General features: G+C 71.0%; 15 protein-coding genes. 9 read left to right on the top strand and 6 right to left on the bottom strand.

Features of this window, described 5'->3' with window-relative positions; all coding sequences use genetic code 11:
• Together AB0I71_RS00935 and AB0I71_RS00930 are read right to left on the bottom strand one after the other, a co-directional pair.
• On the bottom strand, positions 1-2,868 hold the full coding sequence (locus tag AB0I71_RS00935; protein ID WP_357581174.1) for a hypothetical protein: 2,868 nt from the start codon (positions 2,866-2,868) through the stop codon (positions 1-3).
• A 218-nt stretch (positions 2,869-3,086) separates the two neighbouring features.
• On the bottom strand, positions 3,087-3,839 hold the full coding sequence (locus tag AB0I71_RS00930; protein WP_357581173.1) for a TIGR03089 family protein: 753 nt from the start codon (positions 3,837-3,839) through the stop codon (positions 3,087-3,089).
• Positions 3,840-3,988: 149 nt separating this feature from the next.
• Between AB0I71_RS00930 and AB0I71_RS00925 the strand changes: the two genes are divergently transcribed.
• A complete protein-coding gene (locus AB0I71_RS00925) occupies positions 3,989-5,125 on the top strand; it encodes a hypothetical protein (RefSeq protein ID WP_357581172.1) in 1,137 nt (378 codons plus the stop codon).
• Positions 5,126-5,133: 8 nt separating this feature from the next.
• Here AB0I71_RS00925 and ligD (AB0I71_RS00920) read toward each other — a convergent pair whose 3' ends face one another.
• Positions 5,134-6,045, bottom strand: coding sequence for a non-homologous end-joining DNA ligase (ligD, locus tag AB0I71_RS00920; RefSeq protein WP_357581171.1), 912 nt, complete (start codon positions 6,043-6,045; stop codon positions 5,134-5,136).
• Entirely contained in the window at positions 6,035-6,976 is a 942-nt protein-coding gene (gene ligD / locus AB0I71_RS00915; protein ID WP_357581170.1) for a non-homologous end-joining DNA ligase, read from the bottom strand. The genes ligD (AB0I71_RS00920) and ligD (AB0I71_RS00915) overlap by 11 nt, the downstream gene beginning before the upstream one ends.
• Before the next feature lie 85 nt (positions 6,977-7,061).
• On the opposite strand from ligD (AB0I71_RS00915), the gene AB0I71_RS00910 reads away from it, so the two are divergent.
• The 5 genes from AB0I71_RS00910 to AB0I71_RS00890 all read left to right on the top strand — a co-directional run bounded on the left by AB0I71_RS00910 (position 7,062) and on the right by AB0I71_RS00890 (position 11,723).
• On the top strand, positions 7,062-8,069 hold the full coding sequence (locus AB0I71_RS00910; protein ID WP_357581169.1) for a Ku protein: 1,008 nt from the start codon (positions 7,062-7,064) through the stop codon (positions 8,067-8,069).
• 202 nt (positions 8,070-8,271) lie between these two features.
• Positions 8,272-8,910: an FKBP-type peptidyl-prolyl cis-trans isomerase gene (locus AB0I71_RS00905; protein ID WP_357581168.1), complete on the top strand. Its 639-nt coding sequence runs from the start codon at positions 8,272-8,274 to the stop codon at positions 8,908-8,910.
• 185 nt (positions 8,911-9,095) lie between these two features.
• Positions 9,096-9,971: a hypothetical protein gene (locus tag AB0I71_RS00900; protein ID WP_357581602.1), complete on the top strand. Its 876-nt coding sequence runs from the start codon at positions 9,096-9,098 to the stop codon at positions 9,969-9,971.
• 34 nt (positions 9,972-10,005) lie between these two features.
• Positions 10,006-10,671, top strand: coding sequence for an HAD family phosphatase (locus AB0I71_RS00895; protein ID WP_357581167.1), 666 nt, complete (start codon positions 10,006-10,008; stop codon positions 10,669-10,671).
• A gap of 41 nt (positions 10,672-10,712) precedes the next feature.
• Positions 10,713-11,723 (top strand): NADPH:quinone reductase, encoded by a 1,011-nt coding sequence (locus AB0I71_RS00890; RefSeq protein ID WP_357581166.1) that lies wholly within the window; start codon positions 10,713-10,715, stop codon positions 11,721-11,723.
• A gap of 183 nt (positions 11,724-11,906) precedes the next feature.
• On the opposite strand, the gene AB0I71_RS00885 is transcribed toward AB0I71_RS00890, so the two are convergent.
• On the bottom strand, positions 11,907-13,556 hold the full coding sequence (locus AB0I71_RS00885) for a fatty acid--CoA ligase (RefSeq protein WP_357581165.1): 1,650 nt from the start codon (positions 13,554-13,556) through the stop codon (positions 11,907-11,909).
• A gap of 55 nt (positions 13,557-13,611) precedes the next feature.
• Between AB0I71_RS00885 and AB0I71_RS00880 the strand changes: the two genes are divergently transcribed.
• Complete coding sequence (locus tag AB0I71_RS00880) at positions 13,612-14,103, top strand: NUDIX domain-containing protein (RefSeq protein ID WP_357581164.1); 492 nt, start codon at positions 13,612-13,614, stop codon at positions 14,101-14,103.
• A 75-nt stretch (positions 14,104-14,178) separates the two neighbouring features.
• Here the strand turns inward: AB0I71_RS00880 and AB0I71_RS00875 are convergent, their stop codons facing one another.
• The gene (locus AB0I71_RS00875; RefSeq protein ID WP_357581163.1) at positions 14,179-14,727 is read right to left on the bottom strand and encodes a type 1 glutamine amidotransferase domain-containing protein; all 549 of its coding nucleotides are present in this window, start codon (positions 14,725-14,727) and stop codon (positions 14,179-14,181) included.
• Between the two features lie 146 nt (positions 14,728-14,873).
• Here AB0I71_RS00875 and rfaE2 point away from each other — a divergent pair, with 146 nt between their 5' ends.
• Together rfaE2 and AB0I71_RS00865 are read left to right on the top strand one after the other, a co-directional pair.
• Positions 14,874-16,796: a D-glycero-beta-D-manno-heptose 1-phosphate adenylyltransferase gene (gene rfaE2, locus AB0I71_RS00870; protein ID WP_357581162.1), complete on the top strand. Its 1,923-nt coding sequence runs from the start codon at positions 14,874-14,876 to the stop codon at positions 16,794-16,796.
• Positions 16,793-17,665, top strand: a complete 873-nt coding sequence (locus AB0I71_RS00865) for a glycosyltransferase family A protein (RefSeq protein WP_357581161.1) — start codon at positions 16,793-16,795, stop codon at positions 17,663-17,665. The genes rfaE2 and AB0I71_RS00865 overlap by 4 nt, the downstream gene beginning before the upstream one ends.
• Positions 17,666-17,675 lie beyond the last annotated feature (10 nt).

Genomic DNA, 17,675 nt, shown 5'->3' with positions numbered 1-17,675 from the left:
TCAGGAGAAGTCGACCAGGAAGTAGTAGCTGGTCGGGTCGGTCCACTCCCCGTCGGCCGTACGCCCGCGCACCCGCATGGTGTGGGAGCCCGTCGAGGTCGGCGTGTAGCTCGTGGTCGCAACGCCGGCGGCGGTCGCCGCCACGATCACCGGCTCGCCACCGTCGATCGTGTACTCGAACTCCACGACGCCCGGGCTGCCCTGGGTGAAGGTGAACTCACCCGCCACGCCCACGCCACCGGCCCACTGGCTGGCCGGGTAGGTGCTCGACGACACCAGCGGCGCTGTGCCGACCAGGAAGGGGTGGTCCGTCTGTGGCGTGTACTCGCCCGCCTCGGTGCGGCCCCGCACAGAGAAGACGTTCGCGCCGTTGCGCTCCATGGTCACCGAGATGTCGGTCACCAGCGCGTTGGGAGTCTTCGGCACGCTCTGCCAGACGCCGCCGTTGAGCTGGTACTCGAAGGTCGTCACCTCGCTGATCTCGGTGTAGACCCCGAACCTGCCGATCGCGCCGAGCCCGCCGCGCGGGGTGTACTCGTCGTACGCGCTGCTCACATTCACCCGCGGATCGCGTACCCGGAAGTAGTACCGCCGTTCCGCGCTGGCCGTGCCGTCGGCCGCCCGGCTGGTGACCGTCAGCAGGGTGTACCCGGGATGCGTCGGGGTGATCTCGATCGTTGCCTTACCGTCCGGCCCGGCTGCCACGACCTGCTCTTCGCCGCTGTATTCCAGGACGTAGCGGTACTCCACCACGTCGGAGCGGCCCGGGTTGAAGGTGAACCGGCCCGGCTGGCCGGGCTGGCCGGCGGCGTTGTCCTCGGGGTAGTCGCTGGACGTCACCACCGGCGCATCGCTGACCACGAACGTGTAGGTCCGCGTCGGTGAGAAGGACCCGTCCAGGAATCGCGTGCGTACCGTCAGCGTATTGCTGCCGGAGCGGTCCGGGGCGAGCGTCACCCGAGCCCAGCTGTACTCCGGGTCGGCGATCTGCTCGGGCCCGTCGTTGAGCCGGTAGAGGTAGACGTCCACGTCCGGCATCGCGGTGTCGAAGTGGAACTCGCCGGGGATGCCCACGCCACCCCAGGCACCGAATTCGTAGTACGTGCCGGAGTAGACGGTCGGCTTGATGTCGATGACGTTGAACTCGTACTGCTCGGTCTCGGAGACGGTCCCGTCGGCGCTGATACTGCGCACTCTGAGCGCGTACCAGTTCGGCTCGGTCGGCGTCCAGGGCAGCACCGCGGTACCGTCCGCTGCCGCCTCGATCCGCTGCAGATCGTCGTAGTTGAAGGCGTACTCGTACGCCACCACGCCGGTACGGCCGGGCCGGAAGGTGAAGCTGCCCGGGCGATCGACCACGCCGCTGTGGTCCGGGAAGGCGAAGTCGGCCGACTCCACGAACGGGGTGTCCCGCACCCACACATCCTCGGTCCGTGCGCCGACGAACTCGGTCCCGACGTAGCTGCGCACCTGAACCCGCACGGACCCGGTCTGCGCGAACACCACCGCGACGTCGGTGGTGCCGTCGGCGTCCGCCGGGACCCGGACCTCGTCGCCGTCACCGATCCGGTAGCCGAACTCGGTGACCCCCTCGACATTTGTCGAGATCGCCAGTTGGCTGGGCAGACCGACGCCACCCACCGTAACCCGCACCTGTGGCGCGGTGGATCGGACACGGAACTCGTACTCGGTCACCGGAGACCGGTTCGAGGCGCTGTCCACACTGCGCACGCTGAGGTACTCGACGAACGAGGTGGGCGTGTATTCAAGCGTCACGTCCCCGCCCGGTTCGGGTGCCTCAATGTAGTTGTACGTGTCGCCGAAGCGCCCCCAGTAGTAGCCGACCACGTCCGGCGATCCGTTCGCCTTGAAGGTGAAGGTGCCCGGAACGCCCGAGCCACCATGCGGCTGGCCGTCGTTCGGATACTTCGCCGAGGTGACCACGGGTGCGGCCGGTGGGTCGGCGTCCACCTTCACATAGCACGGCTCGGCCCACGGCGAGTAGTCGTGACCGTCGTAGGCACGGGCAGTCCAGGCCACAACGGTGCCGTGTGGGTACTGCGACATCTCCCAGCCGACCTTGGCCAGGGTGCGTCCGTAACTCGATCCGAACCGCTCGGAACGCTGATCCTCCTGGCCGACCGGCCAGGCGGCGAACTGCCCGGTGAAATTCGAATCGTTGCTGTCCTCGTCCGCGCCCTGGACCATCAGGGTGTAGTTACGCGGCCCCACGGGCTGCGGGTTCTCCCTGGAGCCGCAGGCCCACGACGGAAACTCCAGCCCGAGTTTCGTCACCGTCGGCGCGTGGTTGGCCACACTCTGGATCACCGGGAACGGGCGGAGCTTACGGCCGTGTGCGAGCTTGCCTTCGTAGCGGTGCGGCAAGCGGATCTCGACGGTGAGGGTCTGCTCGTCCTGGTTCGCGAGCTTCTGCAACGCGGGCATGATGTCCCACACCAGATAGCCGGGGCAGGCGGCGGCGCCACCTGCCTGGACGGTACCGAGCAGCTCACGTTGGCGCGGCTTCGACTTCCAGCTCGTGGTCGCCGTGATCGGATCCGTGCGCCAGAGCTCGACCGGCTGGGCCGACGCGCAGTCAGCCGCCGACCGCTCCGCGATGACCAGGTCCGCCTTGTGGATGACGGCTGACCGGAAGCGCGAGATGTCGAAGCTGAAGTAGGACCGGGACTTGTGCTTGTTGCCGTCGGCGTCCACCCAGGCACCGATCGGCGCGTCGCCGGAGGGGTTGACGAACGACTGGTTCGGCAGGTACGAGTCGGTGTAGGCCCAGCCGGACTTGCTGACGTCCCGCTGCTCGTAGGCCTGTGCTGGCATCGCGATGCCGCCGACCAAACCCACCCCAAGCATGATCCCAAGTGATGCAGCCAGCAATCTTCGTGCGCCCACGAACGACGTACCTCCCCGTAAGCGGTGACTCGCTTGGCCACCAAGGCGCCAGAGCATATCGAGGTTCGGCAAGGTTCTGCGTGCCCGATTTGGCTTGCCTCCGACCGTCGATCGGCGGCTCTTCAACTGGAGCGGCTCCGGCAGGACCCGCACAATGGGTGAGCTGCCGGCCCGATCTGTCAGAGCACGCGGGTTACCTGCTCGGCGGCGGCGACGGCGTCTCGGTCGGCGGGGGCGAGGTTGGCGCAGAGCAGCACGGACGCTCCGACGGAGAGTGGGGCGAGGAGCCACTTCAGCGGCTGGTCGTGCTCGGCGACGTCGACGAGCAGCCGGTCACCGGCCCGCAGGTCGAGTTGCTCGGCCACCGCCCTGGCGATCGAGCCCCACTCGGCGTAGCTGGTGCCGTCCGGGCTGGCCGCGTCGTTCGCGTGCAGCACGGGCCGGTCGGTCGGGGCGACGCCGTGCCGCAGCACCTCCACCGACCAGTCGAGCCAGCCGACCGGCACGTCGGTCAGCGGCTCCGGTCCGGTGCCGACCAGGTATCGGTGCAGCCCGTCGGGTACGTCCTCCAGCCAGTCGTCGAGCCGCTCCGGGGTGACCAGGACCGCGTCGTACGGCCGGTCCGCGCCGGGCTCCAGCACCGGCAGCCCGGCGGTGGCGCGCGGCCGGAACGACACCTCCAGCCCCACCGCCCAGGCCCCCAACAGCACTGCGGCGGTACGCCAGTGCGGCGGCAGCAGCACCGCCACCCGGCTGCCCGGCGTCAGCCCGCACCCGTCCCGCAGCAGGCCGGCGGCCCGCGCCGACCACTCGCCCAGTTCGGCGGCGGTCAGCTGGTGACGGTCACCGGTCCGGTGGTCGAGGTAGGTGAGCAGCGGTTGGTCGCGCTCGGCGAGACCAACGGTGGACGGTACGGGAAGGGCAGCGCGCATACGTACGTCTTACTCCTGCCACCTCGGCCTGTCGAGCGATCCGTCCGCTCACTCCGGTGGTCGGCACGGTTTCGGCCCGACGCCGGGTTGCCGTAGTTTCCAGGTCCGCCGGGAATCCGATGTGGACCGGCGACTGGGGAGGTCGGGTCATGCGGGCTGGACGATGGCGAGCGGTGCTCCGCGCCGGAATGGCCGGGCTGGTGGTGGGCGCGGTGCTGGCCCCGCCGGCAGCCGCGGTGGGCGATCCGCTGCCCAACCTCGGGGTCGTCGCGACCGTCTGGGCGAACCAGCCGACCACGGCCGAGTACGTCGTCAACAACGGCTACAGCTGGTCCTCCACCGAGGGTGACATCGTCGTGCGGCGCACCGGTACGGGGGCCTACACCGTCGAGTTGCAGCACGCGGCGACCAGCACCGGGGTGGCGCACGTGGTGGCGTACGGCGGTGGGCCGGTGCACTGCACGGTGGCCAACTGGTACCGGAGCCTGCTGGGCGGCAACCACCTGCTGATCCAGGTGCGCTGCTTCGCGGCTACCGGCGCGCCGGTGGACAGCCGGTTCGTGGCGACCTTCACCAACCGGCAGCAGATCCACCAGGGCCGGCTGGCGTGGTTCACCACCGACCAGGCGGCACCGACGGGAGTGCACACGATCCCTGCCAGCCTGCGGTACGACTCCACCGGCGGCGAGATCCGCTACGAGCGCCTGGGCACCGGCCACTACAAGTTCTACGTGAACCGGCACCCGGAGGGCGAACGCGAGCATCCCTACTTCCCGATGACCCACGTCACCGCGCTCGGCAGCAGCGCGGTGAACTGCCAGATCTCCTGGCCGGACAGCTGGCACGTGCGCTGCACCAACGCCGCCGGCAACCCGGTCGACGCCCGTTTCGCGGTGACCTACGGAGTACGGATCGACCTGCTCGGCCACGCGGCCGGCCCACGTTTCGCCAGCGGCACCCTCTACGGCGAGGACTCGCGCGACGGCCGGATCTTCGGTGACGCGTACAACTCGACGCTGGGCACGTACGGCGGCGGCTGGGGCGTGCTGCTCGGCACCGGCCGCTACGAGATGACCTTCGAGGGCACCGGGGCCATGTTCGGCACCGCCTTCGTCAACGCGCACCTGCCGCACTTCGACCACCTGCCGAGCCGGGGGCACTGCGTCCTGGCGAGTTGGGGGCGCTCTGGCGCGGACACGGTCGTCCGGGTCAACTGCTACGCCTGGCTGGGCGTGCCGGCGAACCTGAACGCCCGGATCTCCTACACCACCTGGCCGGCGAGCTGACCGGACCCTCACCTGGGCAGCTCAGGGCCGCCGTCGAGGAGCGGGGCGAGCAGGTCACCGGATTTCTCCACCCGCTGGAGCACCTCGGTTGCGGTGTACGGCCTGGTCGACGGCCGCTTGCCGGCCGCGCCGGCGGAGACCTCGTCCCAGGTGAGCGGCGTGGACACGGACGGAACGGCCTGGGCCCGCAGCGAGTACGGCGCGACTGTTGTCTTCGCCGCGTTGTTCTGGCTCCAGTCGATGAAGATCTTGCCGGGTCGCAGGTTCTTCGCCATCTTCGACACGATCAGTTTCGGGTGCGCCTTCTCCAACTCCTGCGCGATCCGCTTGGCATAACCGGAGACGGAGTCGGAGTCCTGGGTGCCGGCGATCGGGCAGCAGAGCTGCATGCCCTTCTTGCCGGAGGTCTTCGGGTACGAGTCGATGCCGTCGTCGGCCAACCGGTCCCGCATCAGCAGCGCCACCTGGCAGCACTGCGTCAGTGTCGCGGGCGCACCCGGGTCCAGGTCGACGACCATCATGTCGGGTTGTTCGCCGACCTTCCACTGCGGCGTGTGCAGCTCCAACGCCGCGAGGTTGGCCAGCCAGACCAGGGTGGGCAGGTCGTCGGCGACCACGTAGTCGATGGTTTCCCGGCCCTTGGTCGAGCCGGGTGCGGGCAGCGTCTCGGTACGGACCCACTTCGGCGTGGCGGCGGGGGCGTTCTTCTCGAAGAACGAGCCGCCGTCCACGCCGTTCGGGTAGCGGATCCGGGTCAGCGCCCGGTCGGCCAGGTGCGGCAGCAGCACCGGGGCGATCCGGGTGTAGTAGTCGATCACTTCGCCCTTGGTGAAGCCGGCCGCCGGATAAAGGATCTTGTCCAGGTTGGACAGCTCCAGGGTGCGGCCGTGCACCTCGACCGGGAACCGGTCAGCTGGCATCGTCAACCTCCTCGGCCGGTTTGTCCGGGCGGATCCGCAGGATCCGGGGGAACCGCAGACGCCCGTCCGGGGTGCGCTGGCCGTACTTGACCTCCACCACGATCCGGGGAGTTACCCAGATCGCGCCCCGGGCATCCTCGCGGGGCACGTCACCGCTGAACGGAGCGGCGGTGGTGCGCAGGGGCTCCAACTCGCGCAGCAGCTCCCGTTCGAGGGCGGCGCCGATGCCACCGCCGACCCGGCCCCGGTAGATGAGACGGCCGTCGGCGCCGGGGACCCCGACCAGCAGGCCGCCGATCTTCCGCGCGCCGGGCCGCCAACCGCCGACCACGAAGTCGCCGGTCACCTCCAGCTTGACCTTCACCCAGTCCGGCGAGCGCACCCCGGGCCGGTAGGTCGACTCGATCCGCTTGGCCATCACCCCTTCGAGGCCGTGCTCACCGGCCGCCTCGTAGGTGGCCGGACCGTCGGAGAAGACCGGGGGCACCGCCCACCGCTCCGCGCCCAGCGCCAGGTCGTCGAGGGCCTCCCGGCGCCGGGCGTACGGCCAGCCGGTGAGGTCCTGACCGCCCAGCCGCAGCACGTCGAAGATCATGTACGTGACCGGTACGGTCGCCGCCAGTCGGGCGGCCTTCACCGCGTTGCGTACGTGCATCCGCTCGGCCAGGGCGGTGAACGAGGGCCGTCCGGCCTGGTCGAACAGGACCACCTCGCCGTCGAGCAGGACGTCGTCAACCTGCTCGCCGAGCGGGATCAGTTCGGGGTAGGCGGTGGTGATCTCCACGCCGGAGCGGGCGTACAGGCGCGGTCGTCCGGCGGCGATGTCGGCAAGCGCGCGTACGCCGTCCCACTTGAACTCGTACGCCCATTCGGGACCGGCCGGAAGCTGCCCGGTCATCGCGAGCATCGGCTTGAGCGGCGCGCCGGGCACAGGCCGACTGTAGTAGCAGGCCGAACACCTCGCGCCCGGTTCGCTGTGATGCGAGCATGGTCGATACCGGGGAAGGGAGCGCAGCATGCGGGCCATCTGGAAGGGTGCCGTGTCGTTCGGCCTGGTCTCGATCGCGGTGAAGCTGTATTCCGCGACGGAGGAGAAGGACATTCGGTTCCACCAGGTGCACCGGGCCGACGGCGGACGGATCCGGTACAAGCGCACCTGCCAGGTCTGTGGCGAGGAGGTCAGCTACGACGACATCGCCAAGGGCTACGACATCGGCGGCGGGGAGATGGTCATCCTCACCGACGAGGATTTCTCCGACCTGCCGTTGAGCACCTCCCACGCGATCGACGTACTGGAGTTCGTGCCGGCCGAGCAGGTCGACCCGATCCTCTACAACAAGGCGTACTTCCTAGAGCCGGAGGGCACCGCGACCAAGCCGTACCTGCTGTTGCGGGACGCGTTGACCGACTCGGAGCGGGTGGCGATCGTCAAGGTGGCGCTGCGCCAGCGGGAGCAGTTGGCCACCCTGCGGGTCCGTGAGGGTGTGCTGCTGCTGAACACGATGCTCTGGCCCGACGAGATCCGTAAGCCGGACTTCGGTTTCCTCGACGAGGACCTGAAGATCCGGCCACCGGAGTTGGCGATGGCCACCTCGCTCATCGACTCGATGGCCGGGGACTTTCATCCGGACGAGTTCACCGACGACTACCGGGCGGCGTTGCAGGAGGTCATCGACGCGAAGGTGGAGGGCCGCGAGGTGGTCCAGCCGGAGGAGGTGGAGGAGGCTCCCGCCGCGGCGGTAGACCTGATGGCCGCGCTGAAGGCGTCGGTGGAGCGGGCCCGGGCGGCTCGCGGCGAGGCACCGGCCGGTGGTGGCGCCGAGCCGACCCCGATCTCGTCGGCGCGCTCGGCACAGAAGAAGGCGGCGGAGAAGAAGGCCGCCAAGGCTCCGGCGAAGAAGGCACCCGCGAAGAAGGCCGCCGAGAAGAAGGCCACCGCCAAGAAGGCCCAGCCCGCCAAGAAGACGGCTGAGAAGAAAGCCACCAAGACCGCCAAGAAGACCACCCCGCGCAAGACCGCCTGACTTTCGCCGATCGTGCACTTCCTGTCGCTCCGCTGTGCGTTCTGGTGGTTCCGGCCCGGCCCGGACTCCATGATCGGCGCAGCCGTGCCTGCCAGTGGGGACCATCGATGGTCGGAAGTACGCCCGGTACCAGGTACCGTGTGTCGGCGACGGCTGCCCGTGGCCGGACCCACCCCACACCTCTCAGCAGGGAGTCGAGGACGTGAGCGAGCAGGAGACCAAGGCACGGCGGCGGCTGGCCGAGCAGTTGGCGGCTCAGAAGGCAGCCGAGGCGAAGCGCCGCCGACAGGCCTGGGCCGGCGCGTTCGCCGGGATCGCCGTCGTGGCGGTGCTGATCACCGTGTTCGTGATCGTGGGCCAGCGCGGTGGTGACGACGCCCCCGAGCAGGCCGCCGGCACCCCGTCCGCCCCGGCGGAGGCCACCAACGAGCCGGCCGCGCCGCCCGCGCCACAGCTGCCGGAGGGCGCGGATCCGGCCCTGGGCAGCAAGCCGACGGTCACCGCCGGTGAAGGCAAGTTGACCAAGCTGACGGTCACCCCGCTGATCGAGGGCACCGGGCCGAAGGTCGAGGCCGGCCAGTCGATCACCACCAACTACGTCGGCGTGTTCTACGAGAACGGCGAGGAGTTCGACTCCTCCTGGGAACGGGGACAGCCGGCCACCTTCCCGATCGGCGTCGGGCAGGTCATCCCGGGCTGGGACAAGGGCCTGGTCGGCGTGACCGTGGGCAGCCGGCTGCAGCTCGACATCCCGGCCGAGGACGCGTACGGCGAGGACGCTGGGGGCGGCCGCCCGGCAGGCCCGCTGCGCTTCGTGGTGGACGTGCTCGCCGCCGAGTGAACCTCGGGTCGGGCCGCCCGACAGCAACGAAACATCGATGCCGTTGACCACAGATGGCTTCCGAACGGTCACCGACCGGCAGTAGGTTCGGCAGCGTCCCGGGCAGCTCGCCCGGGACGCTCGTCGAAGCGAACGCGGAGGTGCACGTGACGGCAGTGGACGCCGACGGGCGGACCGCCCGGTTGATGTGGACGCACTACGAACCGGTGCACGCCGTCACCTATTTCCACCCGCGCGCCCGCGCCGCCTACGGGGCGGCCGGGCTACGCGGCTACTGGCGGGGTTACTTCGCCGGTCGGGCCGCCCCGCTCGGGCCGACCGGCCCGGCTCCGGTGATCGCCGCCTTCTACAACTTCGCGCCGCACATGGTGATCCGGGCCCTGCCGGCGGTGTGGCAGCTGGCCACGCCGGACCAGGCGCTGCGCGCCCGGCTGACCGGGGCGGTGCAGGCGCTCGCCGAGTTGACCTACGAGTTGCCCGAGCGGCACCTCGTGGAGGCCGCCGACCTGCTTGAGGCCGCTACTGACGGGCTCGGGACGGCCGGCCGGGTGCTCGGCGCGGCGAATGCCGCCCTGCCGCGTGGTGAGTACCCGCTGGCCCGGCTCTGGCAGGCCGCCACCACGTTGCGCGAGCATCGCGGCGACGGGCACGTGGCAGCGCTTGTCGCCGCCGATCTCGACCCGGTCGAGACGCTGGCCTGGCGGGTCGCGGTCGACATGCCGCCGGCCAATCTGCTCGGCCGGGGATGGTCGGAGCAGGACTGGTCCCAGGCGCGCGAGCGGCTCACGGTCCGTGGCTGGCTGGACGCCGACGGGAAGCCGACCGAGCGCGGAAGGTCGGCGTTCCAGGCGATCGAGGACGCCACCGACGTCGCCGCCGCCCGTCCCTGGCTGACCCTCGGCCCCGATCGGGCGCACCGCCTACGCGAACTGCTCGACCCCATCGCCCGCGCCGCCCACACGGTGATCCCCCCGGACAGCCCCATCGGCCTCCCGCCCCTGGCGAGTTGCCCAAGAGGTTTTCGTCTGATTTCTCGCCGACCCCCGACGCAAACTTCTTGATCAACGCGGGGTGTGTGGGACCGGGTGGGGAAGGATGGGGGGCGTGACGGTGGATGGGGTGGTCTTCGACCTTGACGGCGTGATCGTTGATTCCGAGCCGGTGTGGGAGGAGGTTCGGCGCGCCTATGTGGCCGAGCACGGGGGTGGGTGGCAGGACGACACTCAGCGACGGCTGATGGGGATGAGCACCGGCGAGTGGGCCCGGTATCTCAGCGACGAGCTGGGGGTGCGGCGCACCGCCGATCAGGTTGCCGCCGAGGTGGTCGAGGAGATGGCCCGCCGGTACGCGGCGCGGGTGCCGGTGATCGACGGTGCGGTTGACGTGGTCCGCCGGCTGGCCGCGCAGTGGCCCCTGGGGCTGGCCAGTTCCTCGCCGACCCGGCTGATCGCCGCGGCGCTGGCCGCCACCGACCTGACCGACGCGTTCCGCACCACCCTGTCGACCGAGGAGACCGAGCGTGGCAAGCCGGCGCCGGACGTCTACCTGAGCGTGGCCCGGCAGCTCGGCCTCGACCCGACGCGCTGCGTGGCGGTGGAGGATTCCTCCAACGGGGTCCGTTCGGCGGCTGCCGCCGGGATGGCGGTGGTGGCGGTGCCGCACGGTGCGTACCCGCTGGATCCCGACGCTCGGCGGCTGGCCGTGACGGTGCTGGACTCGATCGACGAGCTGACCCCGGAGGTCGTCGACGGGCTGGGCTGAACCGGCACCGGGCGGTCCCCGGCCCGCCTACGGTCGGTGGCATGAAGGCGATGGTGTACGAGCGCACCGGTGATCCCTCCGTACTTGAGTTGGTCGACCGGCCGGTGCCGCAACCCGGTCCGGGTGAGTTGCTGGTGCGGATCGCGGTGTCCGGGGTGAATCCGACGGACTGGAAGTCGCGCCGGCAGGGCCCGCTGCCGGCCGGCTGGCAGACGCCCGGCCAGGACGGCGCCGGGGTGGTCGAGGCGGTCGGCGAGGGCGTCGACCAGGAACTGATCGGCGAACGGGTGTGGGTCTGGGAGGCCGCCTGGCAGCGGCCCTGGGGGACCGCCGCCGAGTACACGCTGGTCCCGGTCCGCCAGGCGGTACGCCTCGGCGACGCTTCCTTCGAGTTGGGTGCCTGCCTGGGCATTCCGTTCCTGACCGCGCACCGGTGCCTGACCGCCGGTGAGTATCTGCCGGACAGCCTGCGCCCGGGTGCGCTGAGCGATCACACGGTGCTGGTGCAGGGCGGGGCCGGCGCCGTGGGCAACGCGGCGATCCAGCTGGCGGCCTGGGCCGACGCCTGTGTGATCGCCACGGTGAGCAGTGCCGAGAAGGCCCAGCTGGCTGCGGCGGCCGGCGCCTCGGCGGTGGTCAACTACCGGGAGCAGGACGTGGTGGAGGAGGTCCGCAAGCTCGCACCCGACGGGGTGCACGGCATCGTGGAGGTCTCCCCCGCGCGTAACGCGGCCACCGACGTGCGGTTGCTGCGCCCGGGCGGGGCGGTCTGCGTGTACGCCGACGACGGCGGCGACGAGGTGAGGTTGCCGGTCCGGCAGCTGATGGTGCCGAACGCCCGCTGGCAGTTCGTGCTTGTCTACACGATGCCGAAGGCGGCAAAGGCGCAGGCGGTGGTGGACGTGGCGGCGGCCGCCGCGCAGGGCGGCATCCGGGTGGGCGAGGAGGCGGGCCTGCCGTTGCACTCCTATCCGCTGTCGGCGACCGCCGCCGCGCATCAGGCGGTGGAGGACTCGGTGGTCGGCAAGGTGCTGCTCAGCGCCCGCGAATAAGCGGTCCGACCTGGGAGTTTTCGCCGTCCGCAGGACAGAGACGAACAAGTCTCGCAATACTGGCATTGCGGGTCGCCCCGCAAGGAACGGGCGGCCCCGGCGCGGTGCGAACGCCGGGGCCGCCCACCGGAGAGAGGTCTGTGCAGGCCACTACTCCCAACGGCGATGATGCGCCGAAAAACGTTACGGCGTGGCCAGTTCCCGTACATTCAGGTCGCCGTCGGCGTACCGGGAGCGCACCACCTTCTTGTCGAACTTGCCGACGCTCGTCTTCGGCACCGCCTCGATGAAGGCCCACCGCTCCGGCAACTGCCAGCGCGCCACCGACCCGGCCAGGAACTCGCGCAACTCCTCCGCGGTCGCCGAGGCACCCTCCCGGAGCACCACGGTCGCCAGCGGCCGTTCGTCCCACCGCTGGTCCGGTACGCCCACCACGCAGGCCTCCAGCACCGCCGGGTGGGCCATCAACGCGTTCTCCAGCTCCACCGAGGAGATCCACTCCCCACCGGACTTGATCACGTCCTTGGCCCGGTCGGTGAGCGTGATGTAGCCGTCCGCCGACAGGGTGCCCACGTCACCGGTACGCAGCCAGCCGTCGCGGAACTTCTCCGGGTCGGGCGCGTCGTCCCCGACGTACCGCTCGGTGATCCACGGCCCACGGACCTCCAGCTCACCCACGGAGGTTCCGTCGGCGGGCAGCGGCTCCCCGGCCGGGCCCACGATGCGGGCCTGCACCCCCGCCGGCACCCGGCCCTGCGTGTACCGGTAGCGCCAGGCATCCTCCCCGGTCGCCCCGGCGGGCGGGCGCGCCACCGAGCCCAACGGTGACATCTCGGTCATCCCCCAGGCGTGGATCACGTCGACGCCGTGCCGCTCGTCGAACGCGTGCATCAGCGACGGCGGGCAGGCCGAACCACCCACGATCACCTCCTTGAGCGAGGAGGTGTCGACGTCGTTGCTGTCCAGGTAGGACAGCAGATCGGTCCAGATGGTCGGCACCGCACCGGCCAGGGTCGGCCGCTCGGCGGCGATCATCTCGGCGATCGGAGCGGCCTGGAGGAAGCGGTCCGGCATCACCAGCGACGCGCCGGAGAGGAAGGCCGCGAACGGCAGCCCCCACGACATCGCGTGGAACATCGGCACGATGGCCAGCTCGCGGTCGGTCGGCCCGAGCCCGAACCCCTCCGGCATGCAGATCTGCAACGAGTGCAGGTAGATCGAGCGGTGCGAGTAGGCCACCCCCTTGGGGTTGCCGGTGGTGCCGGAGGTGTAGCAGAGGGCTGCGGCATCGCGCTCGTCCACCTCGGGCCAGTCGTACACCTCCGGCCGTCCGGCCAGCAGCGCGTCCCAGTGATGTACGACGATCCGGTCGCCGGCCGCCGCCACCAGGGGGGCGGGATCACCACCACCGACCACCACCACGTGTCGCACGCTTGTCATGCCACCGAGGGACTTCGCCAGCAGCGGGATCAGCGTCGAGTCGACGAGCACCACCCGGTCCTCGGCGTGGTTGGCGATGTAGGTGACCTGGTCGGGGAAGAGCCGGATGTTCAGCGTGTGCAGCACCGCGCCCATGCTGGGCACGGCGAAGTACGCCACCAGGTGCTCGGTGTTGTTCCACATGAAGGTGGCGACCCGCTCGTCGCCGGTCACCCCGCAATCCGCCCGCAGGCCGTGTGCGAGCCGGGCGGCGTCCCGGCCGACCTCCGCGTACGTGCTGCGGCGTGGCTCGGCACCGGTCCACGTCACCACCTCGGCCGTGCCGTGCACGGTGGCGCCGTGTTCGAGGATCCGGGAGACCTGAAGGGGGGCGTCCATCATCGTGCTACGCATGGGTAACAAATTAGTGTCGCCGGTCACACGTTGGGAACCCCCGTAAATTGTCCGGGTGAGCATCTCCTGGGCTGATTCGTACGTCGGGCAGCTGCGCGCCCTGGCCGGCGACCGGACACTGATGTTCGTCGGCGCGCGAGCCGTGGTGCGCGACAACTCGGCTCGCATCCTGCTGATCCGCCGCTCCGACAACGGGCAGTGGGCGCTGCCCGCCGGGGCGATGGAGCTGGGCGAGTCGATCGCGGACTGCGCCGTGCGGGAGGTACGCGAGGAAACCGGGCTCAGGGCGCTGCGGGTGAGCGCCTTCGCGCTCTACACCGGCCCGGACCGTACCCACACCAACATGTACGGCCACACCTATCAGATCTTCACCACCGCGTTCCGGGTCGAGGAGTGGGACGGCCGACTGGCCCGGGTCACCGACGAGACCAGCGACGCGGGCTTCTTCCACCGGGAGGCGATGCCTCAGCCACTCTCGGCCAGCGTCCTGGAGACCCTGGCCGACCTGGACGTCTTCGAGCAGACCAACCGCCTGATCCTGAAGTGACGAGCCGACCCGCCGGGAACGTGGCGGTGGCCTCGCCCGTACGGACGAGGCCACCTGACGATCAGTGCCGCAGGATCAGTGCCGTCCCTCGGCGAACTCCTCGACGATCTTGGCGCAGAAGGCCGGCAGGTCGTCGGGCTTACGGCTGCTGACCAGCCCGTTGTCGGTCACGACCTCCTCGTCGACCCATTCCGCGCCAGCGTTGACCAGGTCGGTACGCAGGCTCGGCCAGCTGGTCAACCGACGGCCCCGCACCACGTCGGCCTCGACAAGCGTCCACGGGCCGTGGCAGATCACCCCGACCGGCTTGCCGGCGTCGAAGAACGACCGCACGAACCGGACGGCGTCGGAATCGGTGCGCAGGAAGTCCGGGTTGGCCACCCCACCGGGCAGCACCAGCGCGTCATACCGGGCGGGGTCCGCGTCGGCCGCGCTCACATCCACCTCGTACGTGGTGGAGGGGTCCAGGTGTTCGAATGAGGTGATCTTCCCGGGCTTGATCGACACCAGCTCGGCGGTCGCGCCGGCCTGCTCGACGGCCTGACGCGGCTGGACGTACTCGACCTCCTCCACGCCGTCGGTGGCCAGGAAGGCGATCCGCTTACCCTGCAACGTCGCTGCCATCGTGCTCTCCTCTCCGGGGGTTTCGTCCATATCCGTTCCCGACACCGGCGTCACGAAACGCGGCGCAGCGGTGGCCCACCGCACGTCGCCGCAGCGGGTGCCCGGCCGGCAGGTTTGACCCCGCCAGCCGGAGGGGAACCGCCGGCATGGCACGAGCAGCAGCAGCGGAACAGCTCCGGCTCGCCGACGTCGTGCAGAGCTGGCTCGGGCGTCCGGTCCTGGTGATCGGTGACGCCATGCTCGACGAGTGGCGGTTCGCCGACTCCGACCGGTTGTGCCGGGAAGCCCCCGCCCCGGTCCTCACCCTGCGCCGCCGCATCTCGGCGGCGGGCGGCGCCGCCAACACCGCCGTCAACATCGCCACGCTGGGCGGGCGCTCGGTGCTCGTGGCACCCGTCGGAGCCGACGCCGCCGGCGACGAGCTGCACGACTGTCTCGACCGGGCCGGTGTCTGGGACCGCACGGTCAGCCAGGCCGGGCGCCCCACCCCGGTCAAGCGTCGAATGCTGGCCGGCGACCAGATCCTGCTGCGGGAGGACTCCGGCGACCCGGACGACCCGCTCAGCGACGTGGGAGTGGACTGCCTGCTCACCGCCCTGGACTGCGCGAGTGAGGAACTGCGGGCGGCCAGCGGAGGCGAAGCCCCGGCGCTTGTGGTCTGTGACTACGGCCTGGGCGCCCTCCCCGCGCCGGTACGCGCCTGGCTGGTCGAACACCGGGACCGGTACGCCACTGTCGCGCTCGACGCCCACGACCTCGCCGACTGGCGGGGCCTCGCCCCGACCGTGGTGACCCCGAGCTTCGCGGAAGCCACCCGACTGCTCGCCCGGGCGGGCATGGTCGGGCCGGCCACGAACCCGGCCACCCCCGCTGACCAGGCCGTCGCCGCGACCCCGTCGGCCGGCGACGGCACGTCGACCGGTGGCCGCGAGCTGCACCTGGAACATCCCGAGGTCGACCCGGCCGACGGGCCCTCCGAGATGACCGTGGGAACGGCACCGGGTGAGGCCGGGATGCGGCGTACCGACGGGCCCACCGGTGAACCCACCCCGGGCGAGAGCCGGGTGGCGATGACCCGCGACGGGCTCAGCGTGACCGGCACCGGGGTGACAGTCAACGCCGAGGTCGGCGCCGGCGTGGACCGTGCCGTCCTGGCCGAGTCCCGGCTCGCCGAGCTGCGGGCCCACACCGGCGCGGCAGTGGTAGCGGTGACGCTGGACACCGAGGGCGCGGTGGTCGGCGGGATCGACGGTGAGCCTGCCCGCAGCCACAGCACGCCCGTGCCCGCCAGCCACGCCGTCGGTGCCGGTGACGCGTACCTGGCGGCGATGACACTCGCGCTGGCCGCCGACGCTCCGCTGTCCACCGCCGCCCAACTCGCCCAGCTCGCGGCGACCAGCACCGTCGCCGGCACCGGCACCTGCGTGTGCCGCCGCGAGGACCTGCTGGCCGCGCTGGGCCGACCGACACCCGACGGCCGGCAGGTTCTTGTCGACACCGGGTACCTGACGGAGATCGTCGCCGAACACCGGCGCGCCGGCCGCTCGATCGTCTTCACGAACGGCTGCTTCGACGTGCTGCACCGGGGACACGTGCGGTACCTGGAACAGGCCCGCGCCCTCGGCGACCTGCTGGTGGTGGCGGTCAATTCCGACGGCAGCGTACGCCGGTTGAAGGGTGCGGACCGGCCGGTCAACCCGATCGAGGACCGTACCGCTCTGCTCGCCGCGCTGGCCTGCGTCGACCACGTGGTGGTGTTCGAGGAGGATTCACCGGCCACACTCATCGAAGCCGTCCGGCCGGACGTCTACGTCAAGGGCGGCGACTACCCACCGGAGCTGGTGCCGGAGGCGCCGCTGGTGCAGCGGCTGGGCGGCCAGGTACGCACCCTGGGGTACGTGCCGGACCGCTCCACCTCGGCGATCATCGACCGGATCCGCGCGTACGGCCAGGACGGCGTGACCGGCGCGGAGGCCGGGCCGACCGGGCCCGCGCCCGAGGTGGAGACCTCCGGCGCGGCCGGCACCACAGGTGCGGACGCACCGCCGCTGACCGGCAAGGCGCCGTGAACCGACCCCTCGACGCCGGCACGTCCGCGCAGTTCCGCGTCGACCGGCTGGTCGACGTGCTCGTCCCGACCCGCGACCGTCCCACCGAACTCGCCGTCACCCTCTCCGGGCTCGCCGCCCAGGAGGGGGTGCCGGGCTTCGGCGTGGTGGTCAGCGACCAGTCCGACGGCGAACCCGGGTACACCCACCCGGCGGCGGCCACCATGGTCCGGGCGCTGCGCCACCGGGGACATCCGGTGCTGCTGACCCGGCGGCTACCCCGCCGAGGGCTCGCCGAACACCGCAGCTACCTGCTCGCCAACTCCACCGCCCGGTTCGTGCTCTTCCTCGACGACGACGTCTGGCTGGAGCCGGGAACGCTGCGCCGGCTGGTGACCGCGATCGGCGAACTGGACTGCGGCTTCGTCGGCAACGCGGTGCACGGCCTGTCCTACCTGCACGACGTCCGGCCGGACACGCACCGGCACTACCAGGAGTGGCCGGGCCGGCCGGTGCCGGAGCGGGTCCGGCCGGGTACCCCCGAGTGGGACCGGGCGCAGATCCACTCCGCGGCGAACCTGCTGCACGTGACCGCGTCGCTGGCGCTGCCGGACGGCGACTGGCGGGCGTACCGGGTTTCCTGGGTCGGCGGCTGCGTGCTCTACGACCGGGCCAAGCTGGTCGACGCCGGCGGTTTCGACTTCTGGCGGCGGGTGCCGACGCGGCACCAGGGCGAGGACGTCGCCGCGCAGCTCGCCGTGCTGGCGCGCCACGGCGGTGCCGGCGTCCTGCCCAGCGGCGCGTACCACCTGGAGTCACCGACCACTGTCACCGAACGCGACGTGGAGGCGTGGGAGGTCGTCCTCGCCGACCCGGACCCGGACGCCTGAGCCGCCGGAT

The organism is Micromonospora sp. NPDC049891, assembly GCF_040660295.1.
Classification (GTDB): Bacteria; Actinomycetota; Actinomycetes; order Mycobacteriales; family Micromonosporaceae; genus Micromonospora.
Note: the sequence above shows the minus strand (reverse complement) of the source record. Positions and strands in the feature narration are given on the sequence as shown.

Coding starts and splice junctions, on each gene's coding strand:
- AB0I71_RS00935 (WP_357581174.1), bottom strand. CDS start 2,868: ATGCTTGGGGTGGGTTTGGTCGGCGGCATCGCGATGCCAGCACAGGCC.
- AB0I71_RS00930 (WP_357581173.1), bottom strand. CDS start 3,839: ATGCGCGCTGCCCTTCCCGTACCGTCCACCGTTGGTCTCGCCGAGCGC.
- AB0I71_RS00925 (WP_357581172.1), top strand. CDS start 3,989: ATGCGGGCTGGACGATGGCGAGCGGTGCTCCGCGCCGGAATGGCCGGG.
- ligD (WP_357581171.1), bottom strand. CDS start 6,045: ATGCCAGCTGACCGGTTCCCGGTCGAGGTGCACGGCCGCACCCTGGAG.
- AB0I71_RS00910 (WP_357581169.1), top strand. CDS start 7,062: ATGCGGGCCATCTGGAAGGGTGCCGTGTCGTTCGGCCTGGTCTCGATC.
- AB0I71_RS00900 (WP_357581602.1), top strand. CDS start 9,096: ATGTGGACGCACTACGAACCGGTGCACGCCGTCACCTATTTCCACCCG.
- AB0I71_RS00895 (WP_357581167.1), top strand. CDS start 10,006: ATGGGGGGCGTGACGGTGGATGGGGTGGTCTTCGACCTTGACGGCGTG.
- AB0I71_RS00890 (WP_357581166.1), top strand. CDS start 10,713: ATGAAGGCGATGGTGTACGAGCGCACCGGTGATCCCTCCGTACTTGAG.
- AB0I71_RS00885 (WP_357581165.1), bottom strand. CDS start 13,556: ATGCGTAGCACGATGATGGACGCCCCCCTTCAGGTCTCCCGGATCCTC.
- AB0I71_RS00875 (WP_357581163.1), bottom strand. CDS start 14,727: ATGGCAGCGACGTTGCAGGGTAAGCGGATCGCCTTCCTGGCCACCGAC.
- rfaE2 (WP_357581162.1), top strand. CDS start 14,874: ATGGCACGAGCAGCAGCAGCGGAACAGCTCCGGCTCGCCGACGTCGTG.